Origin of the sequence: Kocuria sp. CNJ-770 (assembly GCF_001942375.1) — a bacterium.
Lineage (GTDB): Bacteria > Actinomycetota > Actinomycetes > Actinomycetales > Micrococcaceae > Kocuria > Kocuria oceani.
Map to the genome: position 1 here is coordinate 40,690 of NZ_MKJW01000084.1, position 15,146 is coordinate 55,835.

13 protein-coding genes, 1 tRNA gene and 3 pseudogenes are annotated in these 15,146 nt (G+C 75.3%); 5 read left to right on the top strand and 12 right to left on the bottom strand.

Annotated features, from left to right (window positions below; all coding sequences use genetic code 11):
- Position 1: 1 nt before the first annotated feature.
- The 6 genes and pseudogenes from BJF77_RS07020 to BJF77_RS07045 all read right to left on the bottom strand — a co-directional run bounded on the left by BJF77_RS07020 (position 2) and on the right by BJF77_RS07045 (position 4,182).
- Entirely contained in the window at positions 2-604 is a 603-nt protein-coding gene (locus BJF77_RS07020) for a MerR family transcriptional regulator (RefSeq protein ID WP_047804396.1), read from the bottom strand.
- A gap of 178 nt (positions 605-782) precedes the next feature.
- On the bottom strand, positions 783-1,307 hold the full coding sequence (locus BJF77_RS07025) for a bifunctional nuclease family protein (protein ID WP_047804397.1): 525 nt from the start codon (positions 1,305-1,307) through the stop codon (positions 783-785).
- A 1-nt stretch (position 1,308) separates the two neighbouring features.
- Positions 1,309-2,055 carry a MerR family transcriptional regulator gene (locus tag BJF77_RS07030; protein ID WP_075871698.1) on the bottom strand — a complete coding sequence of 249 codons (747 nt, stop codon included), beginning with the start codon at positions 2,053-2,055 and terminating at the stop codon, positions 1,309-1,311.
- Between the two features lie 9 nt (positions 2,056-2,064).
- Complete coding sequence (locus tag BJF77_RS07035; RefSeq protein ID WP_047804399.1) at positions 2,065-2,520, bottom strand: FHA domain-containing protein; 456 nt, start codon at positions 2,518-2,520, stop codon at positions 2,065-2,067.
- Between the two features lie 215 nt (positions 2,521-2,735).
- Positions 2,736-3,101: pseudogene (gcvH, locus tag BJF77_RS07040) on the bottom strand (glycine cleavage system protein GcvH); the annotation flags it as partial.
- 82 nt (positions 3,102-3,183) lie between these two features.
- Positions 3,184-4,182: an adenosine deaminase gene (locus BJF77_RS07045; protein ID WP_047804401.1), complete on the bottom strand. Its 999-nt coding sequence runs from the start codon at positions 4,180-4,182 to the stop codon at positions 3,184-3,186.
- A gap of 188 nt (positions 4,183-4,370) precedes the next feature.
- Here BJF77_RS07045 and BJF77_RS07050 point away from each other — a divergent pair, with 188 nt between their 5' ends.
- The 3 genes from BJF77_RS07050 (at position 4,371) to BJF77_RS22535 (ending at position 8,003) form a co-directional block, all read left to right on the top strand.
- Positions 4,371-4,634, top strand: coding sequence for a DUF2252 family protein (locus BJF77_RS07050; protein WP_075871699.1), 264 nt, complete (start codon positions 4,371-4,373; stop codon positions 4,632-4,634).
- A 164-nt stretch (positions 4,635-4,798) separates the two neighbouring features.
- Positions 4,799-7,555 carry a LuxR C-terminal-related transcriptional regulator gene (locus tag BJF77_RS07055; protein ID WP_075871700.1) on the top strand — a complete coding sequence of 919 codons (2,757 nt, stop codon included), beginning with the start codon at positions 4,799-4,801 and terminating at the stop codon, positions 7,553-7,555.
- 160 nt (positions 7,556-7,715) lie between these two features.
- On the top strand, positions 7,716-8,003 hold the full coding sequence (locus BJF77_RS22535; RefSeq protein ID WP_369821370.1) for an SHOCT domain-containing protein: 288 nt from the start codon (positions 7,716-7,718) through the stop codon (positions 8,001-8,003).
- A gap of 273 nt (positions 8,004-8,276) precedes the next feature.
- Here the strand turns inward: BJF77_RS22535 and BJF77_RS21505 are convergent.
- Positions 8,277-9,284 (bottom strand): annotated as a pseudogene (locus tag BJF77_RS21505) (AI-2E family transporter); the annotation flags it as partial.
- Here BJF77_RS21505 and BJF77_RS21510 point away from each other — a divergent pair.
- Both BJF77_RS21510 and BJF77_RS21515 read left to right on the top strand, forming a co-directional pair.
- A pseudogene (locus BJF77_RS21510) lies at positions 9,283-10,083 on the top strand (PfkB family carbohydrate kinase); the annotation flags it as partial. The pseudogenes BJF77_RS21505 and BJF77_RS21510 sit on opposite strands and share 2 nt — an antisense overlap.
- A gap of 152 nt (positions 10,084-10,235) precedes the next feature.
- On the top strand, positions 10,236-10,397 hold the full coding sequence (locus tag BJF77_RS21515; protein WP_255396169.1) for a hypothetical protein: 162 nt from the start codon (positions 10,236-10,238) through the stop codon (positions 10,395-10,397).
- 79 nt (positions 10,398-10,476) lie between these two features.
- On the opposite strand, the gene BJF77_RS07075 is transcribed toward BJF77_RS21515, so the two are convergent.
- From BJF77_RS07075 to BJF77_RS07095, 5 genes are all read right to left on the bottom strand, one after another.
- Positions 10,477-10,550, bottom strand: a tRNA-Pro gene (locus BJF77_RS07075).
- A gap of 84 nt (positions 10,551-10,634) precedes the next feature.
- The gene (gene der / locus BJF77_RS07080; RefSeq protein ID WP_238986028.1) at positions 10,635-12,194 is read right to left on the bottom strand and encodes a ribosome biogenesis GTPase Der; all 1,560 of its coding nucleotides are present in this window, start codon (positions 12,192-12,194) and stop codon (positions 10,635-10,637) included.
- Between the two features lie 73 nt (positions 12,195-12,267).
- Entirely contained in the window at positions 12,268-13,029 is a 762-nt protein-coding gene (gene cmk, locus BJF77_RS07085) for a (d)CMP kinase (RefSeq protein ID WP_369821369.1), read from the bottom strand.
- A complete protein-coding gene (locus BJF77_RS07090; RefSeq protein ID WP_075871701.1) occupies positions 13,026-14,144 on the bottom strand; it encodes a prephenate dehydrogenase in 1,119 nt (372 codons plus the stop codon). The genes cmk and BJF77_RS07090 overlap by 4 nt, the downstream gene beginning before the upstream one ends.
- A gap of 10 nt (positions 14,145-14,154) precedes the next feature.
- Positions 14,155-15,146, bottom strand: a 992-nt coding sequence (locus BJF77_RS07095; protein WP_075871702.1) for a pseudouridine synthase, incomplete at its 5' end; no start/stop codon positions are given.

The window sequence follows — 15,146 nt, forward strand, 5'->3', positions numbered from 1 at the left end:
CTCAGCCCGCGCTCTGCCGGCGGGCCCGGCGGACCGAGAGCTCGTCGTCGGGCGCGGGACGCTCGGGCGGGGCGGGCGGCTGCCCGGTGTGCTCCCCGGGCATCGCCGCGAGGGTGCCCTCGACCTCGCGCCACACCCGGCCCACGGCGATCCCGAAGACCCCCTGGCCGCCCTGGACCAGGTCGATGACCTCGTGCGGGGAGGTGCAGGCGTAGACGCTGGCGCCGTCGCTCATCATCGTGAGCTGCGCGAGGTCATCGACGCCCTGTGCCCGCAGCGCGCCGACGGCGGTGCGGATCTGCTGGAGGGAGACCCCGGTGTCCAGCAGCCGCTTGACGATCTTGAGCACCAGGATGTCCCGGAAGCTGTACAGCCGCTGGGTCCCGGAGCCGGAGGCGCCGCGGACGGTGGGCTCCACCAGGCCGGTCCGCGCCCAGTAGTCCAGCTGCCGGTAGGTGATGCCCGCGGCCTTGCACGCCGTGGGCCCGCGGTAGCCCACGGACTCGTCCCGGACCACCGAGTCGTCGAAGAGGACGCCCTGGGTGCCGTGGGCCGGAGGGCGGTCGGGACCGGCCGGCCCGCCGGGCTGCTCAGGGTCGCTCACGCCGCCTCCTCGTTCGTGGGTCCGGTCCTCGCGGCACCGGCAGGACATGCTCTGGGCGAGACGTCCGGACCCCCCGGGGGACACCTCGAGTACTGCTTCGACGTTAGACCTCCCCGGTGACGGGGTCAAAGACATCCGCCGCCCCGCCCCCGTGTCGGCGTGCCCCGCGGCTCGGCGCTCAGAAGTCCTCGGGGTCGACGTTGTCCAGGAAGTCGCGGAACTGCTCGACCTGCGTCTCCGGGGGCAGCTGCTGCTCGCCCTCGCCCGACCGGTGCGACGGCTCCCGCAGCTCGCCGTCCCCGCTCATCACGAGCCCGGCCTCGTCCAGGACGGTCTCGGTGCACAGGATGGGGCAGTCGGTGCGGGCCGCCAGCGCGATCGCGTCCGAGGCGCGGGAGTCCACCACCGTCCCGTCCGAGAACTCCAGGGCCGCGTGGAAGACGCCCTCCTCGACCGTGTGGATCCGCACCCGGGTGAGGGTGCGCCCGAAAGCGGTGGCCACCGACAGCAGCAGGTCGTGCGTCAGCGGCCGGGGCGGTTCGATGCCCTGCACCGCGAAGACGATCGAGGTCGCCTCGTTGGTGCCGATCCAGATCGGCAGGTGCCGCCCGCCCTCCACCTCGCGCAGCACCACGACGGGCTGCGCGGAGGGCACGTCCATCCGCACCCCGGCGATCTCCATCAGGACCTGGTGCACGGCCATGTCAGTGCTCCACCGCGGCGCGCTCCTGAAGCGCGGCGATCTCGGACCTCACGAGCGAGGTGTGGATGGTCAGGCACAGTCCGGAGATCTCCTGGGCGCGCTCGACGGCCCGGGCGCGCGAGGCGGCGTCGCGACGGGAGCTCAGGGGCGCCACGGCCCGTTCCACCAGGCCGAGCTCGCGGTCCGCCGCCGCCTTGAAGGGGCGCAGGTGCCGCGGCTCGAGGCCGTGCGCCGTGAGGGCGAGGGCCGCACGGGTGATCGCCAGCGCGTGGTCGTCGAAGACGCCGTTCTGCTCCCGGATCAGCCCGTAGCTCACGAGCTCACGCACGAGGGGGATCCCGGCCCCGGTGCGCCCGGCCAGCTCGCGCAGGCTGTACGCGGGCGGTGCGGGGACGATCGGGATGGGGGCGGTCACGGGGTCCGCGGCCTCCGGGACCCGCCGGTCACCGTCGTCCTGCGAGGTCGCGTCGGCGTCGAGCCGCTCCCGGATGACCTTCAGCGGGAGGTAGCGGTCGCGCTGGAGCTCCAGGATGCGGCGCAGCCGCTCGATGTCGGACCGGGAGAACTTCCGGTAGCCCGAGGCGGTGCGGGCCGGGTGCACCAGGCCCTTGTCCTCGAGGAAGCGCAGCTTCGAGGCGGTGATGCCCGGGTGGTCAGCGCCGAGCTCCTTGAGCACGGCGCTGATGCCCACCCGGGGCTCGTGCTGGACGTCGTCCCGGTGCAGGTCGGTCTCGGCGGGGTCGGCCATGGCTCCCTTCTACTGGTCCGACTGCGTGCGCAGCGAACGGTAGAACGTGAACCGGAACTTCCCGATCTGGACCTCGTCGCCGTTGTCGAGCGTCGCGCTGTCCACCCGGTCCCCGTTGACGTAGGTCCCGTTGAGGGACCCGGAGTCGATGATCTCGAAGGTGTCGCCGCGGCGGACGAACCGCGCGTGCCGGCGGGAGACGGTGACGTCGTCCAGGAAGATCTCCGAGGACGGGTGGCGTCCGGCGGGGACCTCGTCCCGGTCCAGGAGGAAGCGTGAACCGGTGCCTCCGCTGTCGTGGGCGACGAGCAGGGCGCTGCGCGGGGGCAGGGCCGAGACCGCGGCGTTCTCCTCCGGCGAGAGCTTGTGGGAAGCGGCGAGGGAGAGGACCTCGGCCACGATCTGGATCGACGTGGTCTCCGGCTCCCCCTGGGGTGCGTTCGAGCCGTTCTGGGTTCTGGACATCTCTTCCCTCGACTGGTGACGTGTTGGTTGGCGGATCCCGTGGGATCCCGACCCCGCGACCGCCTGTCCCGGGGGTCTCCCGGGAGCGGCCGGAGCCACCCGGTTGCAGTTCCCAGTGTACTGGGTGGGGGCGACGGGACACGGCGGCCGGGACGCGTCCCGGTCGCCGGTCCACCGGGCTCGGCCCGGGGCGGTTCAGCCCAGCTGGGCGGCGTAGCCTCCGCGTCCAGGAGCCCGGACCGGTAGTCCTCGTCCGCGGGACGGACCTCGAACAGCCAGCCCTCGCCGTAGGGGGCGGTGTTCACGGCCGCGGGCTCGTCCTCGAGCCGGTCGTTGACCGCGGTGACCTCGCCGGAGACCGGGGCGAAGATGTCGCTGACGGACTTGGTGGACTCGATCTCGCCCACGGCGGCGCCGACCTCGACGGCCTCGCCCACCTCGGGCAGCTGGACGAAGACGACGTCGCCCAGCTCGCTCTGCGCGTGGTCGGTGATGCCGATGCGCACCACGCCGTCGGCTCCGGGGTCCGCGACCCACTCGTGCTCGGCCGTGTAGGACAGGTCGGCGGGGATCTCGCTCATGGGTCGCTCCTGGTCGGACGTGCGCGGTCGGCTCGATTATGGCACAGAGCGCCCGGTGGGCCGGGCACGGCGGCGCGGCGGCTCAGCCGCGCTCCCACGCGCGGATCTCCTCGTGCATCTCCCGCTTGCGCGGGGCCCCGGCGAAGGAGGCGTCCACCGCGTTGCGGGCCAGTGCGGCGGCCTGTTCGTCGGTGAGCCCGAGGGCCTCGCGCAGGCCCTGGAAGGCGTCGCCCACGTAGCCGCCGAAGTAGGCGGGGTCGTCCGAGTTGACGGTCACCACGAGCCCGCGCTCGAGCATCTCCAGCACCGGGTGCTCCGCGAGCGTGCGCACCACCCGCAGGCGGACGTTGGACTGCGGGCACACGGTCAGCGGCACCCGCTCGGCGACGAGGCGCTCCACGAGCCGGGGGTCCTGCAGGCACTGGATGCCGTGGTCCACCCGCTCGACGCGCAGCACGTCCAGCGCCTCCCGGACGTACTCGGGACCGGCCTCCTCCCCCGCGTGGGCGACCACGTGCAGCCCGGCGTCCCGGGCTCGGGCGTAGACCTCCTCGAACAGTGCCGGCGGGTGGCCCACCTCGGCCGAGTCGAGGCCGATCCCGTCGATCCGGGCGAGCTGGTCCCCCAGGCCGTCGAACATCGCCAGGGCCTCGGCGGCGGGCCGGTCGCGCAGGAAGCACAGCAGCAGCGTGCTGGTGATGCCGTGCTGCGCGCGGGCGGCGTCCAGGCCGGCGCGGATGCCGTCGACCACCGCCGCCAGGGGCACCCCGCGGGCCGTGTGCGCCTGCGGGTCGAAGAAGACGTCGACGTGGCGCAGCCCCTGGCCGGCCGCCCGCTCGAGGTAGGCCCGGGTGAGGGCCTCGAAGTCCGAGGCCTCGCGCAGCACGGCCATCGTGGCGTAGTAGAGCTCCAGGAAGGAGGAAAGGTCCTCGAAGTCGTACTGCCGCCGCAGCTCCTCCACCGAGGCGTACGGCAGCTCCACGCCGTTCCGGGCGGCGAGCTCGAACGCGAGCTCGGGCTCCAGGGTGCCCTCGATGTGCAGGTGCAGCTCCGCCTTCGGCAGGGTGTACAGGTCCTTCATCCTCGACGCTCCTTCGCGTCCCGTCCCACGTCGTCCCGCCACGGACGGCGGGATCCCGAGCAGTGTACCGGTGGTCGCGTCCGGTGCGGGGCCGGCGGGGACGCTCCGCTGCCGGCGCGGACGCTGAGCGGCGCGGGAACCCCGGTTCACCCGCGGCAGGTGAGCCGCCACGGGGCGCGGTGGGGCGGATGACCTCGGCGGGATGGTCCTACCGTGAGCTGTGCGGCTGGACCCTGGCCCGGGCCCACGCGCGTTCCGGGGACCGGATGGCCCTCGCGGCCTGCCTGGCCCAGGCCGAGGTCCTCGACGAGGCCCTGGCCGACTTCGCCGAGGCGTACGCGGACCGCAACGCCGAGGACCACCGCCTCTTCCGCGCCGCGCTCGAGGCCGGGACCGGCGCCGGGACCCGCACGGCCGTCCCGCGCCGCGGCCCCGGCGGGCCGCCCGCGTGACGCTCCCCGCCGTTGTCCGCGCGCTCCGGGCGGACCCGGCCGGCCCACCCCGGTCCCGCTCCTCCGCACCGGCCGGCTGCCGCGACGGCCCCGGCCACGGGCCGGACCGCCCGGACGCGGAGGACACAGTACCGGCCTCCCTGCCGCGCGGGTAGCCTCGATGCATGAGGACCGCACCGCCCCGGGGGCTGGTGGGCGCTTCCGGAGTCCTGTCGGCCACCCGGTCCCGCGTCCCCCGGCTGCCCGCCGGGCTCGTGCGCCGTCCCCGCCTGGAGCGGCTGCTCGACGACGGCGTCGCGGCCGGCACGGTGGTCGTGTCCGGTCCGGCGGGCTCGGGCAAGACGCTCCTGCTGGCCTCGTGGGCCGCGGGACGCCGACCGCCGGTCGCGTGGCTGTCGGTCGAGCCGTCCGACGCGGACCCGCACCAGTTCTGGGCCCGGGTGCTCGCCTCGCTGCAGGCCGTGGACGACGTGCCGCCGGCCAGCCTGCTGGCGACCCTGCATCCGCCCTCCGCGCACGATCCGCGCTTCGTCTCCGTCCTGGTCGAGGCCTGCACGGCGCTGCCGGGGCCGCGGGTGCTGGTGCTCGACGACGCGCACCTGGTCGACGGCACCCCCGCCGAGCGGTCCCTCGCCGGGGTGGTCCGCCGCGGCCTCGGCGGACTGCGCCTGGTCGTGGCGACGCGGACCGTCCCGGGGCTGCCCCTGCAGCGGCTGCGCCTCGAGGGGCGGCTCACGGAGCTGCGCGCGGGCGACCTGCAGTTCGACGCCGCGGAGGCCGCGCAGCTGCTCCGGGCCCACGGCGTGGTGCTGCCACCAGCCCAGCTGGCCACACTCCTGGAGAAGACCGAGGGGTGGGCGGCGGGGCTGCGGCTCGCGGCCCTGTCCCTGCAGAGCGCGGGAGACGTGGGCGCCGTCGTCGAGCAGCTCGCCGGCGACCAGCGGGCCGTGGCCGACTACTTCGTGCAGGAGGTCCTGGACGGCCAGGACCCGGAGCTGACCGGGTTCCTGCTGGACACCTGTGTGGTCCACCGGATCTCGGGGGACCTGGCCGACGCCCTCACCGGTCGCTCGGACGGCCGCCTGCTGCTGGGCCAGCTGGCGCGGGCGAACCTGTTCGTCGTGGCCCTCGACGACCGGAACGAGTGGTATCGCTACCACCAGCTCTTCGGGGACCTGCTGCGCCACCGGCTCCGGGCCCAGGCCCCCGGGCGCCGCCGGGAGCTGCACCGGCGGGCCGCGGCCTGGTTCGCGGCGCGCGGGGAGCTGCTGGAGGCCGCCCGGCACCTGCGGGCCGCCGAGGACTGGACCGTGCTCGCACGCTTCGTGCTGCGGGCCGCCGGCGCGGAGATGCTCGGCACGGAGCGCGCCGCGCTCGTCGCCCTTCTCGCGGACGTGCCCGTCGACCTCGTCACCCGGCACGCCGAGGTGGCGGCGGCGACGACGGTGGCCAGCTACGCCGAGTACGACGCCGGGGGCCTCGCCTCCCGCATCGCGCGCGCACGGACGCTGCTGCCCGGTCTCCCCGCGCGCGACGCCCAGCTGACGGAGGCGGTCCTCACCACCCTGGAGGCGCTGCTCGCCTGGATGCGCGCGGACGCCGCCGCGCAGGTGCGGTCCTCGGAGCAGGCGCTCCGGCGGCTGGAGGACGTCCTGCCCGAGGAGATGCCGGCCGTTCCCGTCTACCGCATCGCCGCGACCACCGTGCAGGCGATGGGCAGGCTGTGGTCCGGGGAGCTGGGCGAGGCCGAGACGGCGCTGCGGCGCACGGTCACGGCGGTCTCGGCCCGCCAGGCGATGACCCCGGTGCTGGCCCTGCACCTGCACGGGAACCTGGCCGTGCTCGAGGCGATGGGCGGACGGCTGCACGAGGCCCGCCGGGACGTGGACGTCGCCCTGGCCGTGGCGGAGGAGTCCGGCTGGACGTTCCTGCCGCAGGCCGCCACGGCCTACGTGGCCGAGTCGCTGATCCGGCTGCTCGAGGTCGACACCGAGGCCTGCGCCGCGGCGCTCGCGCGAGGGCGCGCGTGCGTGGGGGACCTGCGGGACCGCTACGCGGAGACGGGCCTGTCCCTGGTCGGCGCCCGCCTGGAGGTCTCGCGGGGGGACCTCCGGACGGCGCGCGCCGCCCTGGCGCAGCTGCGCCGGCGCACGGCCGGCTGGGCCATGCCCCGCTTCCTGGAGCAGTGGTGCACGCTCGTGGAGGCGGAGGTGCTCCTGGCGGAGGGGCGCCCGGAGGAGGTCGCGCGCCTGCTCGCCGCCGCCCGGACCGCGGCCACGGGGGGCGAGCGCCCCCACGCCCACCGCCTGGTGCTGCTCGCCCGCTCCCGTCTGCTGGCGGGCCGGCCGCAGGAGTGCCTGCAGGTGCTGCGGCCGCTGCTCGAGGAGCCTCCGGAGGACCGTGGCCCGGCCACCGACCTCTGGGTGCTCGCCGCCCTGGCCCACGACCGGCTGCGCGAGGACGCGCCGGCGCAGGCGGCGCTGGACCGGGCCCTGGCCGTGGCAGCCCCAGAGGCCATCGCCCGTCCCTTCCTCGTGGCCGGGGACGGCACGCTGCGCCTGCTGCAGCGGTACGGTCGCGCGCATCCCGACCACGACGGGTTCGCCGCCCACCTGGTCGAGCGCCTCGGCGGAGCCGCGCGCCCCGCGGCTCCCCCCGCGCCGGCCGAGCCGCTGACCAACCGGGAGCGAAGCGTCCTGCAGCTGCTGCCGACGATGATGAGCAACTCCGAGATCGCCGGGGAGCTCTACCTCTCGGTGAACACCGTCAAGGTCCACCTGAAGTCCCTGTACCGCAAGCTCGGGGTCGGCACCCGGCGCCAGGCCGTGCTGCGGGCCGCGGAGCTGGGCCTGCTGGGCGGGTCGCCTCCGGCCCCACGATCACCCGCCCGGGGTGATCCCGCAGCACCCGGCCCGGCCTGAACCTGGACCCGGGCCCGGAGACGCCGCGGCCACGTGGACCGAGGAGAACCCGATGACCTTCTGGGACGTCTTTGTACTGTTGCTGATCTGGGTGCCGCTGTTCCTGGTGTGGGGCATGGCGTTGCACGACATCTTCCGGCGCGACGACATCCGGGGCGCCATGAAGGCGGTGTGGACCCTGGTGGTCATCTTCCTGCCGTTCCTGGGCACCCTGATCTACCTCGTCGTCCGGCCGGCCGGGGCCACGGAGCAGGAGCGCCAGGCGATCGACACGGCCAGCCGGCAGTTCGTGGCCCGGTACGCGCCCACCGACAACGCCCAGCAGCTCGCCCTGCTGACCGATCTGCGCGACCGCGGCGCGCTCACCGCCCAGGAGTTCGAGGCCGAGAAGACCCGGGTCCTGGCGCAGACCGCACCCGGGCGCGCCCCGGCCGAGCCGGCGCTCTGAGCGCCGGCTCGGCGCGCCGTCACGACGCCCGCCCCGGGCGCCCGGAGGACCTGCTCCGGCGGGCCCGGGCGGGCGCTCCGTCCGCAGCTCGACCGCCTCCTCCGCCGGACGGGCCTCCCCCGGCCGCCTCCACCGGTCCGGGCGCCGCCGGGCCGACCGCCGGTGCACCGGCCCCCGGGCCGTGACGTCCCGGCCGGCGTCCGCGGCGCCGGCGCCGGACAGCAGCGGGGCGACCCACCGGGTGCGGGGGTCGGCGTCCACGAGGACCGCCTTGAAGAAGAGCGTGAGCGGCACCGCCAGCAGCGCCCCCAGGGCCCCCAGGGTGGCCGCCCAGAAGACGAGCGAGAGCATGGTCACCGTCACGGACAGCCCCACCGCGTCCCCGACGATCTTCGGCTGGATGAAGGTCTGGATCACCACGTTGACCAGGCTGTAGACCACGACCACCGCGAGCATCAGCCGCGGCCCGCCCTCGAGCAGGCCGATCAGGGCCGGGGGGACGAGGCCCAGGACGAAGCCGATGTTGGGGATGTAGTTGGTGATGAACGCCAGCAGGCCCCACAGCAGCGCCACGGGCACGCCCAGCCAGATCAGCGCCAGGGTGTCCACGGCCGCGACGATCAGCCCGAACACCGTGGTGACGAGCAGGTACTTCCGGCTGGTGGCGGCGAAGTGGCGCAGCGCCACGGCGAGCTCCCCCGGGGCGCCACGGAGGGCCGCCAGCTTGCCGGGGAAGGACGCGGCGTCCACCGCCATGAACAGCACGAGGGTCACGATGAAGAAGAGGTCGGTGAGCAGGGCGAGCAGCCCGCCCAGCAGTCCGCCCGCCAGGGAGGCGATCCGGCCGAGGTCCACCCCCGAGAGGAGCCGGGAGATCTGCTCCTGCCCCACCCCGACCTGGGCGAGGGCCGCGACGAGCCCGTCCAGCAGCGCGTCCAGCTCGGCCTGGTAGGTCGGCACCAGGGTGGCGAAGCGGGCACCGGCGACCACGAGGGACGCCGTGAGGACCAGCAGGGCCGCGTAGACGGCGACCAGGGCCACGGCCGTGCCGACCCAGCCCGGCAGCCCACGGCGGGCGAACCAGCCCCGCACCGGGTGCGCCGCCAGGGTGAGCACCAGCGCGAGGAACGCCGGGCCCAGCAGGTCCGCCATCGTGCGCATCCCGAGGACGACGACGACGGCCGCCGTGAGCCCCACGAGCACCGCCACGGGCCGGCCCAGCAGCGGTCCCGGTGCCCGGCTCGGGGGCGTGTGGGCTCCGCTTCCTGCCTGCAGTGCCATGGCGGCTCCTCCGCGTCGGCGCCGCGGGCGCACGGTGCCTCGCGCCCGGGGTCGTTCCCACCGTCGTGCCCCACGATCGGTGCGCACATCACCCCGCGCGGGTGACGCCCGTCCCGCCGGCCGGTGCTCTCACCGCGGCCGGTGCGCTGCCCTAGGCTGGCCGGCAGGACCGGTCCGCCGTCGGAAGGAGAGCCCCGTGCCCGGTGTCGTCGTGGTGGGGCAGGTCGCACGCGACCTCGTGCTGGTCGTCGACCGGGTTCCCGAGGAGGGCGGCTCGACGGAGGTCCGCGAGCGCCAGGAGCTGCTCGGCGGCAAGGGCGCGAACCAGGCCGTGGCGTGCCGCCGGCTGGGCGCCGAGGTGGAGCTGCTGGGGGTCGTCGGCACCGACCGGGCCGGCGAGGACGTGCTCGCCCAGGCCGCCGCGGACGGGATCGGCGTGGGCGGCGTGCTGCGCCGCGAGGGCGTGCCGACGGCGCTGCTCGTCGACGTCGTCGGCCCGCCCGGTGTGCGCCGTCTGCTCGAGGACGTGGCACCGGCGGCGCTGCTCACGGCCGAGGACGTGCGGTCCCGGGCGGGACTGCTGCAGGACGCGGGCGCCGTGCTGGTCCAGCTCCAGCAGCCGGGCCCGGCGGTGGTGGAGGCGCTCGCGGCCGCCCGCGGTGCGCTGGTCGTGGCCGACGGGGCCCCCGCGGACGCACGGACACGGCGGCGGGTCCTGGACGCGGCGGACGTGGTGCGCGCCGACGGCTCGGAGGCCGAGGCGCTGGTGGGGTGGGCCCCGCGCGGGGTGCCGGAGACGGTGCGGGCGGCGCGGGAGCTGCTGGAGCAGGGCCCGCGCGTCGTGGCCCTCGCCGCCGGGACGCGGACGTGGTCGCCTGGGCCGCCGGGCACGTGGTGCTCCCGCACCTCGGCGAGGACCCGGTGGACCCGACCGGCGCGGGCGACGCGTTCGTGGCCGCGCTGGCCGTCGCGCTGCTGCGCGGCGAGGACCCGCGGACCGCGGCGTGGTGGGCCGCGGCGGCCGCCGCGCAGGTGGTCGGCACGGCCGGCGGGCGGCCGCACCTGGACCCGGACCGCTTGCGGGAGACGGTGCGCCGCCACCGGGGCGCCTGAGCCGGCCACAGGTGCGAGGACCCCGGGCACGACGAAGGCCGGTGGTCCGCGTCTCCGCGGTCCACCGGCCTCCGGTTCGTCGGGCTGACAGGATTTGAACCTGCGACCCCTTGACCCCCAGTCAAGTGCGCTACCAAGCTGCGCCACAGCCCGAAGCGCTCAGTACGTCGCCGCCCTGAGCACTCGCATCACATTACAGCAACCCGGGGCGGAATTCATCTCGGCCGGCGCCGCCGCTCAGCGCTTCCGGGCGCGCTTCTCGCGCACCCGCATGCTGACCTCGATCGGGGTGCCCTCGAAGCCGAAGGTCTCCCGCAGCCGGCGGGTGATGAAGCGGCGGTAGCCCGGGTCGAGGAAGCCGGTGGTGAACAGCACGAAGCGCGGCGGGCGGGAGGAGGCCTGCGTGCCGAACAGGATGCGGGGCTGCTTGCCGCCGCGCACGGGGTGCGGGTGGGCGGCCACGATCTCGCCGAGGAACGCGTTGAGCCGGCCGGTGGGGACGCGGGTGTCCCAGGACTCGAGGGCCTTCTCCAGCGCGGGCACCAGCCTGTCCTTGTGCCAGCCCGTCTTGGCGGAGACGTTCACCCGCGGCGCCCAGGCCACGTGCGCGAGGTCGCGGTCGATCTCGCGCTCCAGGTAGTAGCGGCGGTCCTCGTCCATCAGGTCCCACTTGTTGAAGGCCAGCACGAGGGCGCGCCCGGAGTCCACGGCCAGCTGCAGGATGCGCACGTCCTGCTCCGAGAGCACCTCGTCGGCGGCCAGCAGCACCACGGCCACCTCGGCGCGCTCCAGGGCGGCCTGGGTGCGCAGGGACGCGTAGAAGTCGGCGCCCTGGGCCATGTGCACGCGGCGGCGGATGCCGGCGGTGTCGATGAAGCGCCACGGCCTGCCGCCCAGCTCGATGAGCTCGTCGACCGGGTCCCGGGTGGTGCCGGCCAGCGGGTCGACCACGACGCGCTCGGAGCCGGCGAGCTTGTTGAGCAGCGAGGACTTCCCGACGTTGGGGCGCCCGATCAGCGCCACCCGGCGGGGCCCTCCGGTGAGCTCGGTCTCGGCCACGGCGGAGAACTCCGGCAGCACCTCCATGACGGCGTCCAGGACGTCGGCAGCACCGCGCCCGTGCAGCGCGGAGACCGGGTGCGGCTCCCCCATGCCCAGGGACCACAGGTAGGTGGCCTCGACCTCCAGCTGCGGGGAGTCCACCTTGTTGGCGACCAGGATCACCGGCTTCCGCACCTTGCGCAGCATCTTCACGATGGCCTCGTCGGCGGCGGTCACCCCCACGGTGGCGTCCAGCACGAGCAGCACGGCGTCGGCGAACTCCACCGCCAGCTCGGCCTGCTCGGCGACCCGGGCGTTGATGCCCTTGGCGTCGTACTCCCAGCCGCCCGTGTCCACGAGCGTGAAGTTGCGCCCGGCCCAGGTGGCCCGGTAGGAGACCCGGTCCCGGGTGACGCCCGGGGTGTCCTCCACCACGGCCTCGCGCCGGCCGAGGATCCGGTTGACCAGGGTGGACTTGCCCACGTTGGGCCGGCCCACGATGGCGAGCACGGGGGCGGGGCGGCGCACCGGGGCCTGGTCCTCACCCTCGGCCCATCCGGCGAGCAGCGCGGTGTCCTCCTCGTCGAGCTCGTAGTCCTCGAGCCCGGCCCGCAGGGCCTGCGCGCGCTGCTCGGCCTCGTCGTCGTCGATGGCCGCGAGCCGCTCGGCGACGTCGTCCGTGCTGCCGCCGAGGATCTCGGCCTCGTAGGGGTCGTGGGCGGTGTCGTGCGCGGAGTTCTCGGGGTTGCCGGTCATGGCTGTCCTTCGCTGGGCCGGGGGCGGCCGGTCGGGTGCGGGAAAATGTCGGGGGTGGCCGGGCGGGCCCGGCTCAGGCCGTGCGGCCGGCCGCTCGGACGACGGCGTCGAGCACGGCCTGGACGGTCTGCTCGACCGTGAGGTCGGAGGAGTCGATGGTCACGACGCCGTCGGCGGCCTCGGTGAAGTTGACCACCGTGGAGTCCTTCGCGTCCCGGCCCACGACCTCGGCCCGCAGCTGCGCGGCGTCCTCGACCCCGCCGTTCTGCAGGCCGCGGCGGGCCATCCGGGCCCGCTCGTCCGCGGTGAGCAGGATCCGCGCCTCGGCGTCCGGGGCCACCACGGTGGTGATGTCCCGGCCCTCGGCCACGATCCGGCGGCCGCTGTCGGCGATGAGCTCCTGCTGCCGGGCCACCAGGACGGCGCGTGCCGCCGGGTTGGTCGCCACGGCGCTGACCGCCCCGGTCACCCGGGCGCCCCGGATCTCGACGGCCACGTCGGTGCCGCCCACCAGGACCAGCTCCCGGTCCGGGTCGGTGCCCTGGGCGAGGGGGAAGGTGCGGGCGGCCTCCACCACGGCGTCGGCGTCGGCGAGGTCCACCCCGCGGTCGAGGCACCACCAGGTGAGGGCCCGGTACATCGCCCCGGTGTCCAGGTAGGCGAGGCCGAAGCGGCGGGCCACCTCCTTGGACACGCTGGACTTGCCCGAGCCGGAGGGCCCGTCGATCGCGACGACCAGCTCCCGCCCGGCGCCGGGGAACGGCGCCCCGGCCTCCGGGGCGCCCGCGGCGGAGCTCGTCCCGGCGTTCGGTCCGGTGTTCGTTCCGGTGTTCACTGCACGACCTTCCATCCGCGCTCCTGGAGCGCCTCGACGAGTTCCTTGCGGCGGTTGGGGAGCACGGAGACCTCGGCGAGGCCCACCGGCTGGCCCGGGGAGTGCTCGAGGCGCAGGTCCTCGAGGTTGACGCCGATCTCCCCGATCTCGGTGAGCAGGCGGGCCAGCTGCCCGGGCACGTCGCCGACGAGCACGGTCAGGCTGGCGAAGGCCCGCGGCGCCCCGCCGTGCTTGCCTGGGATGCGGGCCTGGCCCGCGTTGCCCTCGGCGATGAGCTGGGCGATGTCCAGGCGCGCGCCCGGGGCCTCGGGTCCCTCGAGGGTGGCGATGAGGCGGTCGAGGTCCTGGCGCACCCCGTGCAGGGACGCCACCACGGGTTCGGCGTTGGCGGAGAGGATCTGCACCCACAGGTGCGGGTCCGAGGCGGCGATGCGGGTGGTGTCCCGCAGTCCCTGGCCCGCCAGGGACAGCTGGTGCAGCGGGGTGTCCTGCAGCCGGGAGGCCAGCAGCGAGGACATCACCTGCGGCAGGTGGGAGATCAGCGCCACCGTGGCGTCGTGCTCCCGGGCGTCCATGAAGGTCACGGTCGCCCCGAGGTCCACCGCGAGGCTCTTCGCGGCGGCCAGGGCCGCGGGCGAGGAGAACCCCGAGTCGCACACGACCCAGGGCATGGAGGTGAACAGCTCCCCGCGGGCCGCCACGGGACCGGAGCGCTCGCGCCCGGCCATCGGGTGGGTGCCCACGTACCGGGCGAGGTCGCCGCCCAGCTCGCGCACGCCCTCCAGCACCGCCTCCTTGACGGAGGCGATGTCGAGGACGACGGCGCCGGGGTGGCGCTCCAGCGCCTCGGCCACGGTGCGGGCCGTGACGTCGGGCGGGGTGGCGACGACGACGAGGGCCGGCTCCGGGGCCGGTCCGGCGGCCCGGCAGGAGCGGCCGGCGCCGATGTCCTGGGCCACGGCCTCGGCGGTGGGCGAGGCGTCCTGCAGCCACACGTCCACGCCCAGGTGGCGCAGGCCCAGCCCGATGCTGGCGCCGAGCAGTCCGGCACCGACCACGAGCACGGGGCCGGTGGTCGCCGCGGGGGCCGATCGGGCGGAGGGGGTCTGCGTCACCGGGGGCCCCTCACATGCCGACCGAGGCGAGGAGGTGCCCGACCTCGGTCCGGGACAGCTTGCGGATGGTGCCCTGGCGCTGGTCGCCGATCCGGATGGGACCCACCTGGGTGCGCACGAGCTTCTCCACGGGGTGGCCCACCGCGTCGAAGAGCCGCCGCACGATCCGGTTGCGCCCGGAGTGCAGGACGACCTCCACGAGGATGTGCCCGGGGGTGGAGTCCACGAGCCGGAACGAGTCGACGGAGGCGGGCCCGTCCTCGAGCTGGATGCCGGCTTTCATCGCGGCCCCGACGCCCTTCTCCATGGGCCCGCGCACCTGCACGAGGTAGGTCTTGGGCACCTCGTAGGAGGGGTGGGTGAGCCGGTTGGTCAGCTCGCCGTCGTTGGTGAGCAGCAGCAGCCCCTCGGTCTCGACGTCGAGGCGGCCCACGTGGAACACGCGCTCGTTCTTCTGCTGGTTCAGGTAGTCGGCCACGCACGGGCGGCCCTCGGGGTCCTCCATGGTGGAGAGCACGCCCTCGGGCTTGTTGAAGGCGTAGTAGACGAGGTTCTCGTCGAGCTGCACGCGCACGCCGTCCACGTGGATCTCGACGGTCGCCGGATCCACGCGGATGCCGAGCTCGGTGACGGTCTCGCCGTTGACCTGCACGCGGCCGGCCTCGATCATCTCCTCGCAGACCCGCCGCGAGGCCACCCCGGCCTGGGCCATGAGCTTCTGCAGGCGCACCCCGTCAGGGTCGTGCTGGTCCAGCCGGTCCACCGGCGGGTTCGTGGGACGGCGGCGACGGTGCGGCGGGCGGTAGGGCGTGGCCGGCATCCGCCGGGCGCTGCGCTCGGAGGAGGCGAACGGCCGGGGACCCCGGTCCTGGGTCCCGCCCTTGCCGGCGCCCTTCGAGGCGCCGCCCTTCGCGGTGCCGCCCTTGCCGGCGCCGCCCTTCGCGGCGCCGCCGCCGCCCGGAGCCGGCCGGGGCTCAGGCCTCGACGATGAACCCCTCGGAG

Coding starts and splice junctions, on each gene's coding strand:
- BJF77_RS07055 (WP_075871700.1), top strand. CDS start 4,799: ATGAGGACCGCACCGCCCCGGGGGCTGGTGGGCGCTTCCGGAGTCCTG.
- BJF77_RS22535 (WP_369821370.1), top strand. CDS start 7,716: ATGAAGGCGGTGTGGACCCTGGTGGTCATCTTCCTGCCGTTCCTGGGC.
- BJF77_RS07045 (WP_047804401.1), bottom strand. CDS start 4,182: ATGAAGGACCTGTACACCCTGCCGAAGGCGGAGCTGCACCTGCACATC.
- BJF77_RS07050 (WP_075871699.1), top strand. CDS start 4,371: ATGACCTCGGCGGGATGGTCCTACCGTGAGCTGTGCGGCTGGACCCTG.
- BJF77_RS07030 (WP_075871698.1), bottom strand. CDS start 2,055: ATGGCCGACCCCGCCGAGACCGACCTGCACCGGGACGACGTCCAGCAC.
- BJF77_RS07025 (WP_047804397.1), bottom strand. CDS start 1,307: ATGGCCGTGCACCAGGTCCTGATGGAGATCGCCGGGGTGCGGATGGAC.
- BJF77_RS07035 (WP_047804399.1), bottom strand. CDS start 2,520: ATGTCCAGAACCCAGAACGGCTCGAACGCACCCCAGGGGGAGCCGGAG.
- der (WP_238986028.1), bottom strand. CDS start 12,194: ATGACCGGCAACCCCGAGAACTCCGCGCACGACACCGCCCACGACCCC.